The sequence below is a fragment of the Salinicola sp. CPA57 genome (assembly GCF_003206035.1).
Classification (GTDB): Bacteria; Pseudomonadota; Gammaproteobacteria; order Pseudomonadales; family Halomonadaceae; genus Salinicola; species Salinicola socius.
The window spans coordinates 35981-57224 of record NZ_PZJR01000014.1 but is presented as its reverse complement, the minus strand read 5'-3'; the positions used below and the strand labels follow the sequence as shown (position 1 = coordinate 57224).

General features: G+C 61.3%; 18 protein-coding genes. 9 read left to right on the top strand and 9 right to left on the bottom strand.

Annotation, left to right across the window (positions count from 1 at the left end; genetic code table 11):
• The first annotated feature begins 51 nt into the window (after window positions 1-51).
• The gene (gene map / locus DOM36_RS16280) at window positions 52-843 is read left to right on the top strand and encodes a type I methionyl aminopeptidase (protein WP_075568177.1); all 792 of its coding nucleotides are present in this window, start codon (window positions 52-54) and stop codon (window positions 841-843) included.
• Window positions 844-882: 39 nt separating this feature from the next.
• On the top strand, window positions 883-3558 hold the full coding sequence (locus DOM36_RS16275) for a [protein-PII] uridylyltransferase (protein ID WP_110643724.1): 2676 nt from the start codon (window positions 883-885) through the stop codon (window positions 3556-3558).
• A 28-nt stretch (window positions 3559-3586) separates the two neighbouring features.
• On the opposite strand, the gene DOM36_RS16270 is transcribed toward DOM36_RS16275, so the two are convergent.
• Window positions 3587-3985 carry a DUF305 domain-containing protein gene (locus DOM36_RS16270; protein WP_279626523.1) on the bottom strand — a complete coding sequence of 133 codons (399 nt, stop codon included), beginning with the start codon at window positions 3983-3985 and terminating at the stop codon, window positions 3587-3589.
• A 210-nt stretch (window positions 3986-4195) separates the two neighbouring features.
• Between DOM36_RS16270 and DOM36_RS16265 the strand changes: the two genes are divergently transcribed.
• From DOM36_RS16265 to DOM36_RS16245, 5 genes are all read left to right on the top strand, one after another.
• On the top strand, window positions 4196-4558 hold the full coding sequence (locus tag DOM36_RS16265) for an ArsC family reductase (RefSeq protein ID WP_075568179.1): 363 nt from the start codon (window positions 4196-4198) through the stop codon (window positions 4556-4558).
• A gap of 122 nt (window positions 4559-4680) precedes the next feature.
• Entirely contained in the window at window positions 4681-5706 is a 1026-nt protein-coding gene (gene dapD / locus DOM36_RS16260) for a 2,3,4,5-tetrahydropyridine-2,6-dicarboxylate N-succinyltransferase (protein WP_075568180.1), read from the top strand.
• Window positions 5707-5741: 35 nt separating this feature from the next.
• Window positions 5742-6923, top strand: a complete 1182-nt coding sequence (dapE, locus tag DOM36_RS16255; protein WP_110643723.1) for a succinyl-diaminopimelate desuccinylase — start codon at window positions 5742-5744, stop codon at window positions 6921-6923.
• Window positions 6907-7299 (top strand): hypothetical protein, encoded by a 393-nt coding sequence (locus DOM36_RS16250; protein WP_075568182.1) that lies wholly within the window; start codon window positions 6907-6909, stop codon window positions 7297-7299. Before dapE ends, DOM36_RS16250 begins: the two co-directional genes overlap by 17 nt.
• A 49-nt stretch (window positions 7300-7348) precedes the next feature.
• Window positions 7349-8287, top strand: a complete 939-nt coding sequence (locus tag DOM36_RS16245) for a cation diffusion facilitator family transporter (RefSeq protein ID WP_075568183.1) — start codon at window positions 7349-7351, stop codon at window positions 8285-8287.
• 77 nt (window positions 8288-8364) lie between these two features.
• Here DOM36_RS16245 and DOM36_RS20595 read toward each other — a convergent pair whose 3' ends face one another.
• A complete protein-coding gene (locus DOM36_RS20595) occupies window positions 8365-8847 on the bottom strand; it encodes a cold shock domain-containing protein (RefSeq protein ID WP_110643722.1) in 483 nt (160 codons plus the stop codon).
• Window positions 8848-9004: 157 nt separating this feature from the next.
• On the opposite strand from DOM36_RS20595, the gene DOM36_RS16235 reads away from it, so the two are divergent.
• Window positions 9005-9283: a SlyX family protein gene (locus DOM36_RS16235; protein ID WP_075568185.1), complete on the top strand. Its 279-nt coding sequence runs from the start codon at window positions 9005-9007 to the stop codon at window positions 9281-9283.
• A gap of 127 nt (window positions 9284-9410) precedes the next feature.
• On the opposite strand, the gene trxB is transcribed toward DOM36_RS16235, so the two are convergent.
• From trxB to DOM36_RS16220, 3 genes are all read right to left on the bottom strand, one after another.
• Window positions 9411-10364: a thioredoxin-disulfide reductase gene (gene trxB / locus DOM36_RS16230; RefSeq protein ID WP_110643721.1), complete on the bottom strand. Its 954-nt coding sequence runs from the start codon at window positions 10362-10364 to the stop codon at window positions 9411-9413.
• Window positions 10365-10686: 322 nt separating this feature from the next.
• Window positions 10687-11289: a peroxiredoxin gene (locus DOM36_RS16225; RefSeq protein ID WP_075568187.1), complete on the bottom strand. Its 603-nt coding sequence runs from the start codon at window positions 11287-11289 to the stop codon at window positions 10687-10689.
• A gap of 142 nt (window positions 11290-11431) precedes the next feature.
• Entirely contained in the window at window positions 11432-11680 is a 249-nt protein-coding gene (locus DOM36_RS16220) for a CPXCG motif-containing cysteine-rich protein (protein WP_110643720.1), read from the bottom strand.
• Window positions 11681-12138: 458 nt separating this feature from the next.
• Between DOM36_RS16220 and acnA the strand changes: the two genes are divergently transcribed.
• Window positions 12139-14901 (top strand): aconitate hydratase AcnA, encoded by a 2763-nt coding sequence (gene acnA / locus DOM36_RS16215; protein ID WP_075568189.1) that lies wholly within the window; start codon window positions 12139-12141, stop codon window positions 14899-14901.
• A gap of 427 nt (window positions 14902-15328) precedes the next feature.
• On the opposite strand, the gene DOM36_RS16210 is transcribed toward acnA, so the two are convergent.
• From DOM36_RS16210 to DOM36_RS16195, 4 genes are all read right to left on the bottom strand, one after another.
• Window positions 15329-17011 (bottom strand): NAD-dependent malic enzyme, encoded by a 1683-nt coding sequence (locus tag DOM36_RS16210; RefSeq protein WP_110643719.1) that lies wholly within the window; start codon window positions 17009-17011, stop codon window positions 15329-15331.
• Between the two features lie 308 nt (window positions 17012-17319).
• A complete protein-coding gene (locus DOM36_RS16205; RefSeq protein WP_075568191.1) occupies window positions 17320-18534 on the bottom strand; it encodes a YeeE/YedE family protein in 1215 nt (404 codons plus the stop codon).
• Between the two features lie 158 nt (window positions 18535-18692).
• Complete coding sequence (gene trpS, locus DOM36_RS16200; protein ID WP_075568192.1) at window positions 18693-19706, bottom strand: tryptophan--tRNA ligase; 1014 nt, start codon at window positions 19704-19706, stop codon at window positions 18693-18695.
• Between the two features lie 85 nt (window positions 19707-19791).
• Window positions 19792-21198 carry a Na+/H+ antiporter NhaC family protein gene (locus DOM36_RS16195; RefSeq protein WP_110643718.1) on the bottom strand — a complete coding sequence of 469 codons (1407 nt, stop codon included), beginning with the start codon at window positions 21196-21198 and terminating at the stop codon, window positions 19792-19794.
• Window positions 21199-21244 lie beyond the last annotated feature (46 nt).

Here is a 21244-nt window from a genome sequence, read left to right as displayed (position 1 = left end):
TCATCGCCATCCGGAACGACTCATTCTCCTATTGCCCCATTGCGAGAGCGCATGAACATTCCACGCAAGACCCCCGAAGAAGTCGAGAAAATGCGCGAAGCCGGCCGCCAGGCCGCCGCCGTGTTCGAGATGATCACACCGTACGTTACCGCAGGCGTCTCCACCGGCGAACTCGACCGCCTCTGCCACGACTTCATCGTCAAGGAGCTGGGGTCGACGCCGGCACCACTCGATTACCATGGTTTCCCCAAGGCGATCTGCACCTCGATCAACCACGTCGTCTGTCACGGCATTCCCGACTTCGACAAGAAGCTCAAGAATGGCGACATCATGAATATCGACATCACCGTGAAGACGACCGACGGTTATCATGGCGACAGCAGCATGATGTTCGTGATCGGCGATACCATCCAGGGCGAACGTCTCTGCCGTGTGACTCGGGAGAGCCTGTATAAAGGTATCGCCGAAGTCCGTCCGGGCGTCAAGCTGTCGACCATTGCCAAGGTCATCCAGGCTCACGCGGAAAACGCCGGCTACTCGGTCGTGAGAGATTTCTGCGGTCACGGTATCGGCGCCGGCTTCCACGAGGAGCCTCAGGTGCTGCATTACGACGGGTATGCATCAGAGGCCGACGCCGAACTCGCCGAAGGCATGTGCCTGACCATCGAACCGATGCTCAACGCCGGTGGCTACCGGACCAAGGTGCTGAAGGATGGCTGGACCGCCGTGACCAAGGACAAGAGCCTGTCGGCGCAGTGGGAGCACACCCTGCTGGTCACCGCCTCCGGCGTGGAAGTTCTGACAGCGCGTTCCGACGAAGACTTCAGCTTCCTGACGGCCTGATCGCCGCGCCATTGCCTCGCCATCGGAGACGCACGTCGCATGCTGCTGCATCACTATCGCTTTCATCCGGACCCGACGCTCTTCGATGCAACGGCGTTTCGCGAGGCACTGGCGCGAGATCGCCAGCCGATCCCGCTATTCAAGCAGGCGCTCAGGACGATCCGCGAGCGCCTCGACGAACGCTTCCGTGCCGGTGCCGATGTACGCGACCTGGTCTACGGTCGCGCCTGGTGCCTGGATCGGCTGCTGGAAATTGCCTGGGCGCGTTTCGACTGGCCCGACGACAATGTCGCACTGCTCGCCGTCGGAGGCTACGGCCGCGGCGAACTGCACCCCCATTCCGACATCGATCTGCTGCTGCTGCTCGGCACCAACGACGACACCCCCTATCGCGAGTCGCTGACAGGCTTCATTACCCTGCTCTGGGACATCGGCCTCGAGATCGGCCAGAGCGTGCGCTCGCTCGACGATTGCGAGCGCGAGGCCCGGGCCGACATCACCGTGATCACCAACCTGCTGGAAACTCGCACCCTGGCGGGCCCGGAAAGCCTGCGGAGCGCCATGCGAGAGCGGCTGTCGACACAGCACATGTGGTCATCGGCGGCGTTTTTCGAGGGCAAATGGCAGGAACAGATCACCCGCCACTACAAGCACAACAACTCCGAGTACCATCTCGAGCCCAACCTCAAGAGCGCGCCGGGCGGACTGCGCGACATCCAGATGATCGGCTGGGTGGCCAAGCGTCATTTCGGACCGCTGCGCTATGAAGATGTGGTCGCCCAGGGCTTCATGAACGATGCCGAACTGCGGATTCTGAGCCAGGGCCAGGCCTTTCTGTGGCAGGTTCGCTATGCACTGCACATGATTGCCGCGCGGGCCGAGGATCGCCTGCTGTTCGATCATCAGCGCGCGCTGGCAACGCTATTCGGCTACGCCGACACCCCGCAGCGCCTCGCGGTCGAGCAGTTCATGAAAGCCTACTATCGTCATGTCACCGCGCTGGCCGGGCTCAACGACATGCTGCTGCAGCATTTCGACGAAGTGATTCTGCACGCTGGCGAATCGCTGGAGATCAAACCGATCAATGCGCGCTTCGAGATTCGAGGTGGCTACATTCAGCATCGTCATCCCAACGTCTTTCTTTATCGCCCCGGCGCGCTGCTCGAACTCTTTCTACTGATGGCCCAGCATCCGGAAATCGAAGGCGTTCGCGCCGATACCATTCGTCAGATCCGGGATCACCGCCACCTGATCGACGATGCCTTCCGCGACGATCTGCGCCATCAAAGCCTGTTCATGGAGCTGCTGCGCAGCGGTGGCGACGTGCCGACCCAGCTGACCCGCATGAACCGTTACGGGGTGCTGGGCAAGTATCTCCCCGAGTTCGGCGAAGCCGTCGGACTGATGCAGCACGACCTATTCCACATCTATACCGTCGACGCGCATACCCTGCGGCTACTGAGCTTCCTTCAACGGTTTCGCGAAGAACGGGAGACCGATGAATACACCGTCGCCCTCGAGGTGATCCAGAAGCTGCCCAAGCTCGAACTGCTGTGGATCGCCGGGCTCTATCACGATATCGGCAAGGGCCGTGGCGGTGACCACTCCGTGCTCGGCGCTGTCGATGCCGCCGACTTCTGCCGCCGGCACGCGCTGTCACACTGGGATACGCGCCTGGTCGCGTGGCTGGTCGAGCACCATCTATTGATGTCGAAGACAGCCCAGAAACGGGACATCTCCGACCCGGACGTGATTCACGCCTTCGCCCGCACCGTGCGCGACGAAACCCATCTCGACTATCTCTATGTGCTGACCGTCGCCGATATCAGCGCCACCAACCCGACGCTATGGAACGGCTGGCGCGCCTCGCTGATGCGTCAGCTCTATACCGAGACCCGCCGGGTGCTGCGGCGCGGTCTCGACAATACGGTCGACCGTCAGGGCTGGGTCAGCGAGACCCGCGAAGAAGCCTCTGGATTGCTGCGGGCCATCGGCGCCGACATCGCCCGGGTCACCGCCCTCTGGCAGACCTTCGGCGAGGACTACTTCCTGCAGTACACGCCCAGCGAGATCGTCTGGCAGACCCAGGGGATTCTCGCCCATCACGACGACCACTTGCCGCTGATCCTGGTCAGCGCCCCCAGCGAAGACATGACCGAGGGCGGCACCAAGCTGTTCATCCATACGCGCTCGGCCGACGACCTGTTCGCCGCGACGGCAGCGGCCATCGAACAACTGGGCCTGTCGATCCACGACGCGCGCATCGCCACCTCCAGCGACGACTGGACGCTCAACACCTTCATCCTGCTGGATGACGACGATGACGCCATCCGCGACCCCGTTCGGCTGGAAACGATCCGTCGTCATCTGGTCGAGGAACTCGACGATCCCGATGACTATCCGCAGATCGTCAGCCGTCATACGCCTCGCCAGCTGAAGCACTTCCGGGTACCGGTCGAGGTCATCATCGAACAGGACCCGGCCAATGCCCGCACCTCGCTGGAATTGATCGCCCCCGACCGTCCGGGGCTGCTGGCTCGCGTCGGCCGCATCTTCATGGAGCAGGATATCGCGCTGTCGACGGCCAAGATCGCCACGCTCGGCGAGCGGGTCGAAGACGTGTTCTTCATCACCGACAAGCGCGGCCGGCCGCTGACCGATCCCGAAGCCCAGGCACGCCTGCGCGCGCGCCTGTATGAAGTGCTGGATGTATAGCGCTCAGGTCGGCCAGCCCTAAATATTCTCAATCGACCGGCGCAGGGTTGGCTTTCAGCCACGCCTGCATCTGCGCTATCTCAGCCTGCTGAGCCTCAATGATGTTTTGAGCCAACGCCCGCATTTCCGGGTCCTTGCCGTAGGCGAGCTCGACCTTGGCCATCGCAACCGCTCCCATGTGATGAGCCAGCATGCCGGTAGCAAAGTCGACATCCGGATCACCGCTATTCGCCAGCTCCATGTCGTGCTGCATGGTCTTCGCTGCCTCACGGTAGGCATCGACGGCCTCACTGGATTGGACGTCCGATTCAGAATGAACCTGATGCTCATCATGACCATCGCGCTCTGACTGAGCCAGACTACTGATGGCAAAAGCCAGCGAACCAACGGCCACGATACCGGCCAACCAGCGCTTTGAAGTCATCATTCGTTATCTCCCAGGAAAAATCCGACGCTAGCACCATGGTGTCACCCCTAGGTCAAGCGCAACCAAAACCCTATATCATCGTTCCATCGACACCCATCAGACCGAGCCTTGACCAACACCAGGCTGGCGTCGAACCGGCGCGGTTTGAGCCGTCGTCCGTGGGCGCCTATAATCCCCCGCTTCTCCGCAAGCGCTCGACGGACCCGTGACATGACCATTACCGTTTACGGCATCAAGACCTGCGACACCTGCCGCAAGGCGCGCCGTCAGCTCGATGCAGATAACGTCGCGTATCGCTATCACGATCTACGCGAAGACGGTCTCGATCCACAACATCTGGATCAATTCCTGCGCCACGTCGATTGGCAGACACTGCTCAACACTCGCAGCACGAGCTGGCGCCAGCTCGATGCGGCAGACAAGAAGCCGCTCGATGCCGAACGGGCGCGGGAACTCATGCTCGCCAACCCGACGCTGATCAAGCGCCCGGTGTTGCAACGCTCAAAGCCGGGTACCGACGACACGCTGATCGTCGGTTTCGACCCTGCCCGCTACGCGGCGCTCGCCTCATGAGCGGGCTCGACCCGCTGGATCGATGGCCGCCTCGCCGGTGTCTGTCAGCGAGCGAGCATGGCTTTCAGCGAACGACTTTCACTGAACGACCCTCAACAACCGACTAACCAGAGGAACCTTCGATGCTGAGCTTCGCGCTAGGAATCGGCACCCAGAACAGCCAAGGCGATTGGCTCGAAGTCTACTATCCGGCGCCCTTGCTTCAGCCAGCCGATGACCTCGTCGTGGCGGCACGTCAGGCACTGGGTGCCGACGAGGTCGAAGAAGTCGTCAGCTTTCTGCCGGAGCATGCCGTCAAGCTCGCCGCAGCGCTGCGCGAAGCCGGCGCCGCCGATCAGGCCGACGTTGCCGAGGCATTGGCGGACGCCCAGCGCCCGCTGGTCGCAGTCTTTCTGAGCGAGGATCATGCCCCGACCAGCGTGCCGGAGGTCTATCTCAAGCTGCACCTACTGTCCCATCGCCTGGTCAAACCCCACGGCACGCAGCTCGATGGCATGTTTGGCTTGCTCAAGAACATCGCCTGGACCAACGAAGGCGCCATCGATGTCGAAGAGCTGCCGGCGCGCCGCCTCAAGGCCCGACTGGCCGGGCGCCCGCTCTCCGTCGACTGCGTCGACAAGTTCCCCAAGATGACCGATTACGTCGTGCCCAAGGGGATCCGGATCGGCGATACCGCTCGCGTGCGTCTCGGCGCGCATCTGGGCGAAGGCACCACAGTCATGCATGAAGGTTTCTGCAACTTCAACGCTGGCACCGAAGGCCCGGGCATGGTGGAAGGACGTATCTCTGCCGGCGTCTTCGTCGGCAAGGGCTCGGATCTGGGCGCGGGTTGCTCGACCATGGGCACGCTCTCGGGTGGCGGCAACGTGGTGATCAAGATCGGCGAAAACTGCCTGATCGGCGCCAATGCCGGTCTCGGCATTCCGCTCGGCGATCGCTGCACCGTCGAAGCGGGCCTCTACGTCACCGCCGGTTCCAAGGTGACCGTGCTCGACGATCAGGGCGAGGCCGTGCAGACCGTGGCCGCACGCGAGCTCGCCGGCCAGGACGATCTGCTGTTCATTCGTCATTCGGTGACCGGGCGCCTGGAGTGCCGCACCAACAAGAGCGCCGTTGCGCTGAACGAATCCCTGCACGCTCACAATTGATCCGGCCTAAGCGGCCGGCTGTTCTGGAGAACCGCATGACCCAAGCGCCACAGCCGAATGCGCTTTCCCCCACGCAGGCATTGGCTCTCGAGTTACTGCGGCGACCGTCGGTGACCCCGGACGATCATGGCTGCCAGACGCTGATGATCGACCGGCTGGAACGGATCGGCTTTCAGGTCGAGCGAATGGCGATCGGCGGCATCGACAATTTCTGGGCCGTTCGCGGTCAGCACGGCCCGATGCTGGCCTTTGCCGGCCACACCGATGTGGTACCCAGCGGTCCGGAAAACGAGTGGGACCATCCCCCCTTCGAGCCACTCATCGATGAGGCAGGCTTTCTTTGCGGTCGCGGGGCCGCCGACATGAAAGGCAGCCTGGCGTCGATGGTCACAGCGGTCGAGCGCTTCGTCGCTGCCTATCCGGATCATCATGGCAGGATCGCCTTTCTGATCACCGCCGATGAGGAAGGCCCGGCGATCAATGGCACCCGGGCCGTGGTCGAACGGCTGCGCGAACGTCACGAGCCGCTGGACTACTGCATCGTCGGGGAACCCTCCTCCACCAGTCACCTCGGCGACGTGATCAAGAACGGACGTCGCGGATCGCTGGGCGGCGTGCTTCGCGTACGAGGCATTCAGGGTCACGTGGCCTATCCGCATCTGGTACGCAATCCGATTCATCAGGCGCTCCCCGTGCTGTCCGAGCTGGTCAACGAGCCCTGGGACGCCGGAAACGACTTCTTTCCGGCAACCACCTTCCAGATCTCCAATCTTCATGCGGGAACCGGCGCCACCAATGTCGTTCCCGGCGAGCTGGAAGTGACGTTCAATTTCCGCTACTCGAGCGAAGTCACGCAGACCCAGCTGCGTGAACGCGTCGAACAGAAGCTAGCCGCTCACGGCCTCGATTATCATGTCGACTGGACGCTCAACGGCGAGCCCTTTCTCACCGCGACGGGGGATCTGCTCGAGGCGACCCGCGATGCCTGCGAGGCGATCACCGGTCATCGCCCGACGCTGTCGACCTCCGGCGGCACATCGGACGGCCGCTTCATTGCTACACTGGGCACACAGGTGATCGAGTTGGGTCCCGTCAATGCCACTATCCACCAGGTCAACGAACGCATCCGTGCCGAAGACCTCGATACCCTGAGCCGCATCTACGAGGCGACACTCGAGCGGCTGTTCGCCAGAGGAACCCATGGAGCGTTTTCCTGATATCGAAATCTATCTCGCCGTGGCCGACGTCGAAGCCATCACCCGGTGGCTGCGCGAGGCACTGGTCGATAACGACATGACGCTCGGTCGCGCCGGAAAGGGAATCTGGCGCGGCAGGGCAGCCTGTGACGGACGCAGTATCGGCATCATGCTCGTCGAACGGGCCGCCGACGGCTATGCCAGCCTGTGGTTCGACTGCGACGCCACGCCGTGGCCCAGAGATACCGACTGCGCGCGCGATGCCTCGCGGGCGCTGGGCTGCGAGGCGCGCTGTTCGCTCGGCGGCTGGCAACCCGGCGACGAACCCGATCGTTTCTGGCAGGTCCTGCCGGACGGTCATGAAAACACCATCGAGTGGCCAGACTCAGGCCGCTGATCACGCCATCGCCGCCGGGATGCGGCCAATCTGACAGGGAGTCGTTCACATGGCGGAATCCAAGCCAGTCATCTATGCCGCCATGGGCGGCAATTTGCTCATCGCGATCACGAAATTCGTCGCGGCGGCCATCACCGGCAGCTCGGCGATGCTCTCCGAGGGCATCCACTCGGTGGTGGATACCGGCAATCAGATTCTGCTGCTGCTGGGCATGAAGCGCGCCAAGCGCCCACCAAGCCCTCAGTTCCCTTTCGGTCACGGCAAGGAAGTCTATTTCTGGAGCTTCGTGGTTGCGCTGCTGATCTTTGCGATCGGTTCCGGCGTCTCTCTCTACGAAGGGGTGATACACATTCTGCACCCCGAGCCGATCACATCACCGATGGTCAACTACATCGTGCTGGGTCTGGGCATTCTGTTCGAGGGCGCATCATGGGCCTTCGCTCTCAACGAGTTTCGCAAGACCAAGGGCAAGTGGGGCTACGTGGAGGCTGTACACCGCGGCAAGGACCCCTCCATGTTCGTGGTGATTTTCGAGGACTCCGCCGCGCTGCTCGGTCTGATGGTCGCGCTCGCCGGTGTGGCACTGTCGCAATGGACTGGCATCCTGCTGTTCGACGGCATCGCTTCGGTGATCATCGGCCTGATCCTCGGGGGCACGGCGATCTGGCTGGCCAAGGAGACCAAGAGTTTGCTGATCGGCGAAAGCGCCAACCAGCACGTGGTCGACAGCATTCGCGAGCTCGCGGGGGAAGCCGATGGGGTGGAGGGCGTCAACGAGGTGCTGACCATGCACATGGGGCCCAACTTCATCCTGGTCAATCTCAGCGTCCGCTTCACCCGCGATGCTACTGCAGAGCGTATCGAACGCGCGATCGCCAAGCTCGATCGGGAGATCAAGCAGGCTAACGACAGCGTCAAGCGGGTGTTCGTCGAAGCCGAAGCTCGCGCCGGAGTCGACGATACACCGGTACCGCTCGGCGCCAGCTGAAACCAGCCCGCCATGGCGCAAAAAAATACCCCTCGAAGGCGAGCCTTCGAGGGGTAGCGAGCGTATGGCGATCGGTCTCAGGTGATGACGGTCACGTCATCCGCCTGCAAGCCACGCTCGTTTTCGATCACGTGATAACGCACTTTCTGCCCCTCGGCGAGGGTGCGATGACCCTTGCCGCGAATCGCGCGGAAATGCACGAACACGTCTTCGCCATCGGCGCGGGTGATGAAACCGTAGCCTTTGTTGACGTTGAACCATTTGACCTCGCCCAGCTCGCGATCGTCATTCTCCACGTCGGCGAGCATGGCGGCGGTAACCGCCCTGGGCGAAGCGGGAGATAGCAACGCCATGGCCAGCGTGCCCAACCACAGCACGATGAAGACGGCGATCACCGTCGCGCCATACATGGCGGAAACGCCCTCCACGTTCAGAAACCAGGTCAGGTCGGTGGCTAACATGCTGCTGATCAGCGTGATCAAAAGACCAATCAGCAATGGCGAGGGTATCGAGAGGAGTAGACTGATCAGCGTACAACGCAGAATTACCTTGCTATTCATGGATTCTCATATCTCTAGACGTCGGAACAAGGAAAACGCCTCACCATCGATTCCCGGGCGAGAGCGGTTTTCATACCTAATATCACTAACTTATCTCTACTATTCGACTTTCAACAACGATTACGTTCACTAATGCGTTCACTAAAAGGTGCCGTGAATGAAAGATGACACACACCCTCGGAAGTCTAACACGGTAGCGCCCCCCTCGCGCATGGACCTGGAGGCGCGTCTCGACGCACTCGAGAGCCGTGTGGCGTTCCAGGACGACTGGCTGGAAACCCTCGATCGGTTGATCACAGAACAGGCCGGCGAGCTCGAGCGGCTGACGCGCGTCAATACACTGATGCGAGAACGGCTCAGCGAGCAGCGCCAGGCGATCGACGAACTGGGCGGGGAGATGCCACGACCGGAAGACGAGCTGCCACCCCATTACTGATTTTCGAGGACAATCCCCTGGCGAGGGTTTTGGTGACGATTCTGAAGCTTGTCCGGAACAATGAAGCCCAGCGGCTGCCGGGCTTCGTGAAGGTTCGGAATGGCTCGCTACCGCCAGCCGACGACTGTCAGTCGATACCGTCCAGAAATCGCTCCGCGTCCAACGCCGCCATGCAGCCGCTGCCGGCAGAGGTGATGGCTTGACGATAGACGTGATCCATGACGTCGCCCGCGGCAAACACACCGGGCACACTGGTCGCCGTGGCATTGCCTTCCAGCCCGGATTGAACACGGATGTAGCCGTTGCCCATGTCGAGCTGGCCTTCGAAGATCCCGGTATTCGGGGTGTGACCAATGGCGATGAATACGCCCATGGCGTCGAGCTGCCGGGTTTCGCCGGTCAGCGTGGAGCGCAGCCGAGCACCGGTGACACCGCTACCGTCACCCAACACCTCATCGAGCGTGTGATTCCACTCCATCGCCATATTGCCGTTCTCGACTTTCTCGCGCAGTCGATCCTGCAGGATCTTTTCACCACGGAGACTGTCGCGACGGTGAACCAGGGTGACCTTCGAAGCGATATTGGAAAGGTAGAGCGCCTCTTCCATCGCCGTGTTGCCGCCACCGACCACGATGACGTGTTGATTGCGATAGAAGAAACCATCGCAGGTGGCACAGGCGGAAACGCCCTGGCCCATGAACTGCTGCTCGGATGGCAATCCCAGATAACGCGCGCTGGCCCCGGTGGCGATGATCAAGGCGTCGCAAGTATAGGTACCGTTATCCCCCTTGAGAGTGAACGGCTTTTCGCGAAGCTCGACCTCGTTGATGTGATCGAACAGCACTTCGGTCTGAAAACGCTCGGCATGCTTGCGCATACGCTCCATCAGCTCGGGACCCTGAACGCCTTCGTCGTCGCCAGGCCAGTTGTCGACGTCGGTGGTCGTGGTCAACTGACCGCCGGCCTGCATCCCCGTTATCAGCAGCGGTTTGAGATTCGCCCGCGCAGCGTAGACGGCGGCCGTATAGCCCGCCGGTCCGGAGCCCAGGATGATCAAACGTTCGTGGCGCGCGTCGCTCATGACTACCTCGATTCAGATCAACGATTCGGTTGGTATGTATCGTTACTCAACGTCCTGTGGCATATCCCGAATCCGAGTCATGCCACAGGGCACTGCGATCGGCAGGCATGATACCAGAAACGGCAGAGGCGGCCCGATGGGCCGCCTCCAACATCATGCCGCTCAGGAAATATCGAATAAATTGACGAGCAGGTTGCAGCGCAAGACGCATGGAGCGCGGGAACCGGAGCCTAGGGGTATAGGTGAGGATTCGACCGGGCTGGCGCTCCAGCGCCACGCAACGCAGCGATTCGCCTGCACAGACATTTATGCAGTGTTTCCCTTACAGGTTGCCGGCGTAGGTGCCCAGGTACTTGGCAACGCCTTCGGCGGTGTCCTTCATACCTTCCTGGCCTTCTTCCCAGCCTGCCGGGCAGACTTCGCCGTGAGTCTGGTGATACTTGAGCGCCTTGACCATGCGCAGCATCTCGTCGACGTTACGACCCAGCGGCAGGTTGTTGACGGTCTGATGCTGAACGATACCGTCTTCGTCGATCAGGAAAGAGGCGCGCAGCGCAACGCCGGCTTCCGGGTGCTCGATGCCGTACGCCTGGCAGATCTCGTGCTTGACGTCGGCAACGACCGGGAACCCGACTTCACCGATACCACCGGCGTCCGGAGAGGTCTTGCGCCAGGCGTGATGGGTGTACTGGGAATCGATGGAAGCACCGATCACCTCGACCCCGAGTTCCTTGAACTGCGCCAGACGGTTGTCGTGCGCGATGATCTCGGACGGGCAGACGAAGGTGAAATCCAGCGGCCAGAAGAACAACACCCGCAGCTTGCCGTTGCTGTCCGAAAAACGGTAGTTGTCGTTGATGGAACCGTCGGGCATCACGGCGGCTGTTTCGAAATCCGGGGCCTGGCGGCCTACGAGTACACTCATGAGCATCTCCTGTATGGATTATGGTGAGGTGAAAAATTTAGAGCGGTTAGACTAATGGCTAACCGCTCGGACGCCAATTTGATTGCCGCAATAAACCATATAGTCATTGGCTATCGAGACTTTGCGGTATCCCTATTGCACGTCATACGACGTCGTCGTCGCTGGCGAGGGTTACCGCCGCCAGCTCCCCCGCTGGCGTAGCTTCGACCACGACATGAATCGGCTGGCAACAGACGGCGCAGTCTTCCCAGGTGTCATAGCCGCCGGCGCTCAGATCGAGCAGCATTGAAAATGGGGCATCGCAGTAGGGGCAGTGAACCGGCCACTCGATGATCGCTTCCTGAGACAAGGGCAACCTCCAGAGATGCAGGTGGCGTCTGCGGCGCGTCATGCGGGCCGCTCTGCAGAGTATGTCGCCAAGGGCTATGCTTCACACGAACCACGCTCGACGCTCGACGCGACTACCGAACTACCGACTACCGAACTACCGAACTACCGAACTACGTGGGAACTGGTGGCGAAGACAGGCGCTTTCAAGGTCGCACCGGACGATAGTCGAGAAGCATCCGATTGAAAATGCGTGTTATTGTGCCCATGATTATTGTCGACAACCTGATCCGTCCGACAGACACGCGCAGCGATGCCTGCTGGATCGTCGGATGGCACCGAACGATTTCGCACCAAGAGGCGAAGCGGAGCAGCAGGACCCAGACAACAGAGCGGTGCACCGACACCCCATCGACAGGCGATTGACAGCTATCAGCGCTGCGGAATCGCCGCAAAGGAACCTGACAGGCTTGCTGGCGCCATCTCTCGAGGCCAGCCGCCGCCATGAGGAGGATCACCCTGATGTCTACAGACCCGAGTCATACGCTAGCGACGCTCGACGTCAAAGGCACGACCTTTCACTACTACAGCCTGCCCAAGGCGGCCGAGACCCTCGGCAACATCGACAAGTTGCCGATGACGCTCAAGGTGCTGCTGGAAAATCAGCTGCGCTACGCCGACGACCCTACCGTCGCGGAAGACGATATCCAGGCGCTGGCCGACTGGCTCAAGGAAGGCAAGTCGACTCGCGAGATCGGCTACCGCCCCGCCCGCGTTCTGATGCAGGACTTCACCGGTGTGCCCGGCGTGGTCGATCTGGCCGCCATGCGTGACGCGGTCAAGAAGCTGGGGGCCAAGGCGGATCGCATCAATCCTCTATCCCCGGTGGATCTGGTCATCGACCACTCGGTGATGGTCGATCATTTCGGCGACGCGTCCGCGTTCAAGGACAACGTCGCGATGGAGATGGAACGTAACCTCGAGCGCTACGAATTCCTGCGCTGGGGCCAGGACGCCTTCGACAACTTCCGCGTCGTTCCGCCGGGTACCGGCATCTGCCACCAGGTCAACCTCGAGTATCTCGGCAAGACGGTGTGGACCAAGGAGGTCGACGGCAAGACCTACGCCTTCCCGGACACCCTGGTCGGCACCGATTCCCACACCACCATGATCAACGGCCTGGGGATTCTTGGCTGGGGCGTGGGCGGCATCGAAGCCGAGGCGGCCATGCTCGGCCAGCCGGTGTCGATGCTGATTCCGGAAGTGGTCGGCTTCAAGCTGACCGGCAAGCTCAACGAGGGCATCACCGCCACCGATCTGGTGCTGACCGTCACCCAGATGCTGCGCAAGAAAGGCGTCGTGGGCAAGTTCGTCGAATTCTACGGCGACGGCCTCGACGATCTGCCGTTGGCCGACCGCGCCACCATCGCCAACATGGCACCGGAATACGGCGCCACCTGCGGTTTCTTCCCGGTCGACGAGGAGACACTCAACTACCTGCGCCTGACCGGTCGCGAAGAAGAGCAGATCGAACTGGTCAAGGCCTATACCCAGGCCCAAGGCCTGTGGCGTCAGCCGGGTGCCGAGCCGACCTTCACCGATGCCCTCGAACTCGACATGGGCAAAGTCGAGGCGTCCCTGGCCGGTCCCAAGCGTCCCCAGGACCGCGTCGCCCTGACCGACCTGAAGTCCACTTTCGAAGGCCTGATGAACGGCGACAAGCCGGATGCCTCCGCCGAAGAGCAGGGCAAGTGGATGTCCGAAGGTGGCGATACCGCGGTCGGCGCTCCGCCTGCCGACGGCGAAAGCTATCGGACCGGTAGCGATTACCGTACCGGCGACAGCCAGGAAGTGGAGTACGACGGCGAGACGTTCTCGCTCAACCACGGCGCCGTGGTGATCGCCGCCATCACCTCCTGCACCAACACCTCCAACCCCAGCGTGATGATGGCTGCCGGCCTGCTGGCGCGGAAGGCGCACGAGAAAGGACTGACCACCAAGCCTTGGGTCAAGACCTCGCTGGCACCTGGTTCCAAGGTCGTCACCGACTATCTGGCCGCTGGCGGTGTGCAGGACGATCTCGACGCGCTGGGTTTCAACCTGGTCGGTTACGGTTGCACGACCTGCATCGGCAACTCCGGCCCGCTGCCCGAACCGATCGAGAAAGCCGTCAACGACGGCGATCTGACCGTTGCCTCGGTGCTTTCCGGTAATCGCAACTTCGAAGGCCGCGTCCACCCGCTGGTCAAGACCAACTGGCTGGCGTCGCCGCCCCTGGTCGTCGCCTATGCCCTGGCCGGCAACGTGCGCAAGGATTTGACCAAGGAGCCGCTGGGCAAGGATCAACAGGGCAACGACGTTTACCTGAAGGATATCTGGCCATCCCAGGCCGAGATCGCCGAGGCGGTCGAGAAGGTCAAGACCGAGATGTATCGCAAGGAGTACGCCGAAGTCTTCGATGGTGACGAGATCTGGCAGTCGATCGAGTTCCCGGAGAGCGAGGTCTACGCTTGGTCCAAGGATTCGACCTATATCCAGCATCCGCCGTTCTTCGAGGGCATGGAAAAAGAGCCGAAGCCGGTCGAGGACGTCAAGAATGCCCGCGTGCTGGCCAAACTTGGCGACTCCGTCACCACCGACCATATCTCGCCGGCCGGATCGATCAAGCCGGATAGCCCCGCAGGCAAGTATCTGCAGGAGCACGGCGTGGCGGTGAAGGATTTCAACTCCTACGGCTCGCGTCGCGGCAACCACGAAGTGATGATGCGCGGCACCTTCGCCAACGTGCGTATCCGCAACGAGATGCTCGACGATGTGGAAGGCGGATACACGCGTCACGTGCCTAGCGGCGAACAGATGTCGATCTACGACGCGGCGATGAAGTATGCCGAAGACGACACGCCGCTGGTGGTCATCGCCGGCAAGGAGTACGGCACCGGCTCCTCCCGCGACTGGGCGGCCAAGGGTACCCGCCTGCTGGGCGTGCGTGCGGTGATTACCGAATCCTACGAGCGTATCCACCGCTCCAACCTGATCGGCATGGGTGTACTGCCGCTGCAGTTCCCGGAAGGCGAAAGTCGCGAAACGCTGGGTTTGACCGGCGACGAGACCATCTCCATCGAAGGTCTGGCGGATCTCGCCCCGGGCAGCACGGTCAAGGTGACCATCGCAGGCGACAAGGGCGAGAAGAAGATCGACGCGCTCTGCCGCATCGATACCGTCAACGAACTGGAGTACTACCGCCACGGCGGCATCCTCCACTACGTGCTACGCAGCATGTTGTAGGCGCAATCGCGTCGCTTGAATGGCAGTCAACGAAGCCCCACCGATCGGTGGGGTTTTTTTGTGGGTCCCCGCCAACCGGACGAGGCAACTCATTTCATGTCTTCCTTACCACTGATCTGGCATCAACCTACCTTCTGCTCATGGTCGTGAGGGGCAAGCCCCTCACACTCCCCTTTTTGACGCCGCACAATAGCGAAACCCTGAACGCAGTCACGCTGAATTCGGGTCCGCGCAAAAGGGCATCCTGCCCAACGCGCCTTTCGCGACATCCATGTCGCAAACCCCGATTCATCGCTCCCACGTTCAGCGCTATTGCAAAGGCGTCGAAGGCTGCCACTTTTCGCGTGCGGGGAACCCCCCCCATCAACGAACAAGCCCCGCTCTAGGGCGGGGCTTGTTCGAAACTCGTAGCACGTAACTCGCGCGATCAGATCGAGCGTCGACGATACTGGCGATAACGCGGATACCAGAAGTGGCCGTGGATCGCATCCCATAGCACCTCGTCGCTGGAGGAGAGCGCGACACCATCCTGTTGGGCCTGCTTGCCGACAGCGAAGGCGATCGCCTGGCTGATCTCGCGGATGTCGCCCAGCGCCGGTAGCAATGCGCCTTCGCCGGTCTTGACGATCGGTGCGCTGTCGGCAAGCGCGTTGGACGCCGCCATCAGCATGTTGTCGGTGACGCGCGTCGCATTGGCGGCAATCACACCGAGACCGATACCCGGGAAGATATAGGAGTTGTTGCACTGCGCGATGGGGATCTTGCGGCCGTTGATCTCCACCGGCGGGAACGGGCTTCCCGTTGCGACCATCGCCTGTCCGTTGGTCCATTCCAGCACGTCCTGCGGCACTGCCTCGACCTTGGAAGTGGGGTTGGAGAGCGGCATCACCAGCGGGTTCTCGCAGTTGGCGTTGAGCGTCTTGATCACCTCCTCGGTGAACAGACCGCGTTGACCGGAGACACCGATCAGAATTGTCGGCTTGGCATTGCGAATCACGTCGATCAGCAGGCGTGTATTGCTATCGAAACCCAGTTCTGCGGGCTCGTGTGCCAGGCGTTGCTGGAAGCTGTGAAGCCCGTCCATGTCGGTGGTCACCAGGCCGTCCTTGTCGACCATGAAGATGCGCTTGCGCGCTTCGGCTTCCGACAGCCCTTCGCGGGTCATCGCGATCACGATCTGTTCGGCGATGCCGCAGCCTGCGGAACCTGCGCCGGCAAAGGCAATCGTCTGCTCGCTGAGTTTGGCATTCTTGGCCTTGCACGAAGCCAGCAACGTCGCCACGCAGACCGACGCGGTACCCTGGATGTCGTCGTTGAAGCAGCACAGCTCGTCGCGATAGCGCTCCAGCAGCGGCATGGCGTTGGTCAGCGCGAAGTCCTCGAACTGCAGCAGCACGTTCGGCCAGCGACGCTTGAGCGCTTCCATGAACAGGGTAATGAACTCGGCGTACTCGTCCGGAGATACGCGCTTGTGGCGCCAGCCCATGTACATCGGATCATCGAGCAGCTTCTGATTGTTGGTACCCACATCCAGCGTGATCGGCAGCGTATAGGCCGGACTGATGCCGCCGCAGGCGGTATAGAGCGACAGCTTGCCGATCGGAATGCCCATGCCACCGATACCCTGATCGCCCAGGCCGAGGATACGCTCGCCGTCGGTCACCACGATCACCCGGACCTTGTCCTTGGTGGCGCTGCGCAGGATATCTTCCATGTGATGGCGGTCGGGATAGGAGATGAAAAGACCGCGATGATTGCGATAGATATTGGAGAACTCTTCGCACGCCTCACCCACCGTCGGGGTATAGATGATCGGCAGCATCTCTTCGAGATGTTCTTCCAACAGGCGGAAGAACAGCGTCTCGTTGTCGTCCTGAATCGCCCGCAGGTAGATGTGCTTGTCGAGGTTGTTCTGACACAGGGTGTACTGGTGATAGGCGCGTTCGAGCTGCTCTTCGATGCTCTCGACGTTCTGCGGCAGCAGGCCCACCAGGTTGAACTCGACCCGTTCCTCGCTGGTGAAGGCGCTGCCCTTGTTGAGCAACGGCGTCTCCAGCAACGAAGGTCCAGCGTAGGGGATATAAAGCGGGCGCTTGGCGTGATCGGACATGAATCGACTCTCGCGGTAACCAACGAATGAAACGCGCCTGTCGCACGGGCGAACTCACCGATCGTTGGTGCAGGCCCGATGGCGCATTGTCGTTATCGCCCGTACGGCTGCCACGCAACCGAACGAACGCCCCTACCGCCAGTGGCTGGCCGAGGGCCGACCAGTATGCCATCTGCCGCGGACAATGGCATGTCCGCCAGAAAAACCCGGACCGGAGCGGTACCGGCCAGAAGACCGCGAGTCCGAAAACTATCGACCCACGAAATAGCCCCGCCAAGGCGGGGCTATCGTGATCGCCATCGAGGCGTTCAGCAGCTGGCGGCAACCGGTCTGGCCGGCCCGGGGAAGAACAGCGGCCGCAGCTTGACGCCGAACATGTTACCGGCGAAGGCCGCCACCAACCACAGCCAGCCATGCAGACTGCCGGAGGCGATGCCGCTGAAGTAGGCGCCGATATTGCAGCCGAACGCCAGGCGGGCGCCGTAGCCGAGGAACAGTCCGCCGATCACCGCTGCTGACACCGAACGCCACGGAATACGAAAGCTCGGGGCGAACCGACCGGCCAGCGACGCCGCCAGGCCGGCGCCCAGAATGATCCCGACATTCATGACGGTCGTGATGTCGCTGAAGACGTTGGCCGTCAGCGCCCGGGCATTGCCCGGCGTCTGCCAGTAACCCCAGCCGGTAACGTCACCGCCCAGCGCCTGGAAGGTCTTGGCGCCCCACAGCGCGAACGCCGACGTGATTCCCCATGGGCGCCCGGCCAGCGATAGTGTCAGGAAGTTGAGCAGCGCCAGGCCGATCGCTCCGGCCAGGATCGGCCACGGTCCGGTCAGCCAGCGGCCCGGCCCCGGAGAAACCGATGAAGTCTGTTCCAACTGGCCGTGACGCCGCTTCTCCATGGCAACGGTCAGCCCAGCGATCGCCGCGAACAGCACCAGACTGGCGACGATGCCGCCGCCGGTGCCGAAGAGATCGATCATCGAGGTCGGCTGGAAGGCCGGCAGACTCTGCCACCAGGTGAAATGTGCCGTACCGATCACCGAACCGACGATGAAGAACAAAAGCGTGATCAGCATGCGGGCATTACCGCCACCCACGGTGAACAGCGTTCCCGAAGCACAGCCACCGCCCAGTTGCATACCCACGCCAAACAGGAAAGCGCCGACGATCACGGAAACGCCGATGGGCGATACGAAACCCTGCACCGGATGGCCGAACAGCGTCCCGGCCCCGAGCGCCGGAAAGAACAGCACCACGGCAAGTGCCAGCATCACCATCTGCGCGCGCAGGCCGCGACCGCGACGCTCGGTGATGAAGACTCGCCACGCCGACGTGAAACCGAAAGATGCATGATAGAGCACGATGCCCAGCGCGCCGCCGACCAGCATCAGCCAGCCCTGATTGCCGCCGAACGCCACACCCACAGCCAACGAACCCAGCACCAGCAGGGCCGCCGCGATCCATGCTTTCGGCGAAAGCCGGCCAATCCCTGGTGGCGACGTGCGTGCCAGAGTCGTCATAAGCGGAGCCCCTTTTAGACTAAAATCGAATGGCCGATACTTTAGTCTTTTGCTCAGGAATACGAAAACGACAAAAAATGCTGTTAATAGAACGGAATATTATATGAAGGTGCACAAAAAAACCGGCCCAGGGGCCGGCCTTTTACGGGAGCGTACGCTTACTGGAAGCGTCCCAGCCCGACCGCGACACGCAACTTCTCCATCAGCGTGTTGGCCTCGGCGCGCGCGCGCTCGGCACCCTTGACCAGCACCTGCTCGATATAGGCGGGGTCGCTCATCAGTGCCTCATAGCGTTCCCGCGGCTCGCGTAGATGGGCATTCAAGTATTCGAACACCTCGTTCTTGGCATCCCCCCAACCGATCCCTTGCTGATAGCGCTGGCGCATGTCCGCGCTCTCCTCCACCGTCGCGAAGGCGGAATAGATCTGGAACAGCGTGCAGGTGTCCGGATCCTTGGGCTCGCCGGGCTCCAGCGAATTGGTCTTGATCTTGCGTACCAGCTTGAGCAGCTTCTTCTCGCTGACGAATAGCGGAATCGTGTTGTCGTAGCTCTTCGACATCTTGCGACCATCCAACCCGCGCAACACTTCGACCTTCTCGTCGACAATGGCCTCGGGCAGCGTGAAGTAGTCACCCTTGTAGATATGATTGAACCGCCCCGCCATATCGCGCGCCATCTCGATATGCTGGATCTGGTCGCGACCCACCGGCACCTTGTGCGCGTTGAACATCAGAATATCGGCCGCCATCAGCACCGGATAGCCGAACAGGCCCATGGTGATACCGCGATCGGCATCGCTCTGACCATCGGCCTCGTTATCGGCAACCGCCGCCTTATAGGCATGGGAGCGATTCATCAACCCCTTGGCGCAGACGCAGGAGAGCAGCCACGCGAGTTCCGGAATCTCGTGGATGTCCGACTGGCGATAGAAGATGGCGTTGTCGGTATCCAGCCCCAGCGCGAGCCAGGTGGCGGCGATCTCGAGACGCGACTGCTGCACCCGTTGCGGATCCTGCGCCTTGATCAGCGCATGCAGATCAGCGAGAAAGTAGTAGGACTGAACGTCGGGATTCTGGCTCTCGGCGATGGCCGGCTTGATCGCGCCGACATAGTTGCCCAGATGCGGCGTACCCGTGGTGGTAATGCCGGTAAGAACGCGTCGCTTGCTCATGAACTCTTCGAATCGATAGGGGAAAGTGACAGTGCGGGCAGTTTACCCTGCCACTCTCCCCGTGGCGAACACTCGCAATGAGTGCCTACAGGCCATAGCCGATCAGTAGATAGACAATCAAAGATACGGCCGCAACCGCAAGAGCAAAGGGTATCTGCGTGCGCACATGATCCATGTGATCACAAGCGGAGCCGGTGGAAGCCAGCACCGTGGTATCGGACAGTGGCGAGCAGTGATCACCAAAAACGCCACCGCCTGCGACGGCCGCGATCGTCGCATAGACAAGAGGCGTCAGCGTATCGCCAGTGAGCACGAATGCCACCGGCACCGAAATCGGCATCATGATTGCGAAGGTGCCCCAAGATGATCCGGTTGCGAAGGCGATCAATGCAGCGAATAAAAAGGTTATGGCAGGAAGCAGCGTCGGTGACAGCCAGTCGCGGCTCAAATGCACGATATAGTCCGCCGTTCCCATGTCCTTCGAGAGCTGATTCAGCGAATAGGCCAGTGCCAGAATGAGAATTGCCGGCATCACCCCTTTCATGCCCGCCGTGGCGGTCTTCATGATGTCATTGAGCGGAATTCCCTGAAATCGCATGATCACGCCCAGCACGATCGCCGCGGCCAGGAAGGCTTCCATGGTCTTCGCCGACCCCATGAATGCGAAGGTGCCCACGGCGACACTGATCACGATCAATACCGGCAGCACGAAATTCAGGAAGAGACTGGTCTTGATGTCTTCGAATGGCTGAAGGTCGGTCAACTCCTCGCCCAATAATGGATCCGCGCCGTCTCGGAAGACCTTGCCTTCCTGCTGCGCCCGAGCCTCGGCGCGCTTCATGGGACCGAAAAGCGGCACGATCCCCACGATCACCAACCCAACCATCAATACCGACATCCAGGCATAGACGTTGAACGGCACCGCATAAATGAAGGCCTGCATGGCATCGCCTGCCGTCTCGATGGGCCCCATGCCGATGAGCAGTCCGGAAATGAACACCGCCCATCCGGTAATCGGTACCAGAACGCTAACCGGCGCCGAGGTGGAATCAGCGATATAAGCCAGCTTCTCCCGCGAGACGCGATAACGATCAGTCAGCCCGCGAAGCGTGGAACCGACGAACAGCGGACTGAAATAGTCGCTAAAGAAAACGAACATGCCCATGAACCAACCCACCAGCTGTACACGGACGCGTGACAGCGCTTTGGCTTCGACCCAAAGGGTAAAATTGCGAATCGCCCCGGTTCGCTGAAAGAAAGCGATAACGGTACCGATGAAGAGTTCGAGCAGAAGGATCCAAGAAAAATCCGTGGTGCCAAGCGAGGTCTTCAACAGGTTGGGGAAACCAAACAGCCCCTTCCCCATGATCGATACGCCCACGACACAGGCGACAGCTAGCGAGAAAATCGTGTTGCGCGTAGCGAAAGCCAAGACAATGGCGAGACAGGCAGGCAGTAACGACAGTATTCCATAGTGCGTCTGCGGGTCCATGGTGACTCCTTGAATTGTTGTTTATGGGTCTCGATGACTCGTTGGT

Excerpts from the sequence above, each read along its gene's own strand:
- map (WP_075568177.1), top strand. The coding sequence starts at position 52 with ATGAACATTCCACGCAAGACCCCCGAAGAAGTCGAGAAAATGCGCGAA.
- DOM36_RS16275 (WP_110643724.1), top strand. The coding sequence starts at position 883 with ATGCTGCTGCATCACTATCGCTTTCATCCGGACCCGACGCTCTTCGAT.
- DOM36_RS16270 (WP_279626523.1), bottom strand. The coding sequence starts at position 3,985 with ATGATGACTTCAAAGCGCTGGTTGGCCGGTATCGTGGCCGTTGGTTCG.
- DOM36_RS16265 (WP_075568179.1), top strand. The coding sequence starts at position 4,196 with ATGACCATTACCGTTTACGGCATCAAGACCTGCGACACCTGCCGCAAG.
- dapD (WP_075568180.1), top strand. The coding sequence starts at position 4,681 with ATGCTGAGCTTCGCGCTAGGAATCGGCACCCAGAACAGCCAAGGCGAT.
- dapE (WP_110643723.1), top strand. The coding sequence starts at position 5,742 with ATGACCCAAGCGCCACAGCCGAATGCGCTTTCCCCCACGCAGGCATTG.
- DOM36_RS16250 (WP_075568182.1), top strand. The coding sequence starts at position 6,907 with ATGGAGCGTTTTCCTGATATCGAAATCTATCTCGCCGTGGCCGACGTC.
- DOM36_RS16245 (WP_075568183.1), top strand. The coding sequence starts at position 7,349 with ATGGCGGAATCCAAGCCAGTCATCTATGCCGCCATGGGCGGCAATTTG.
- DOM36_RS20595 (WP_110643722.1), bottom strand. The coding sequence starts at position 8,847 with ATGAATAGCAAGGTAATTCTGCGTTGTACGCTGATCAGTCTACTCCTC.
- DOM36_RS16235 (WP_075568185.1), top strand. The coding sequence starts at position 9,005 with ATGAAAGATGACACACACCCTCGGAAGTCTAACACGGTAGCGCCCCCC.
- trxB (WP_110643721.1), bottom strand. The coding sequence starts at position 10,364 with ATGAGCGACGCGCGCCACGAACGTTTGATCATCCTGGGCTCCGGACCG.
- DOM36_RS16225 (WP_075568187.1), bottom strand. The coding sequence starts at position 11,289 with ATGAGTGTACTCGTAGGCCGCCAGGCCCCGGATTTCGAAACAGCCGCC.
- DOM36_RS16220 (WP_110643720.1), bottom strand. The coding sequence starts at position 11,680 with ATGACGCGCCGCAGACGCCACCTGCATCTCTGGAGGTTGCCCTTGTCT.
- acnA (WP_075568189.1), top strand. The coding sequence starts at position 12,139 with ATGTCTACAGACCCGAGTCATACGCTAGCGACGCTCGACGTCAAAGGC.
- DOM36_RS16210 (WP_110643719.1), bottom strand. The coding sequence starts at position 17,011 with ATGTCCGATCACGCCAAGCGCCCGCTTTATATCCCCTACGCTGGACCT.
- DOM36_RS16205 (WP_075568191.1), bottom strand. The coding sequence starts at position 18,534 with ATGACGACTCTGGCACGCACGTCGCCACCAGGGATTGGCCGGCTTTCG.
- trpS (WP_075568192.1), bottom strand. The coding sequence starts at position 19,706 with ATGAGCAAGCGACGCGTTCTTACCGGCATTACCACCACGGGTACGCCG.
- DOM36_RS16195 (WP_110643718.1), bottom strand. The coding sequence starts at position 21,198 with ATGGACCCGCAGACGCACTATGGAATACTGTCGTTACTGCCTGCCTGT.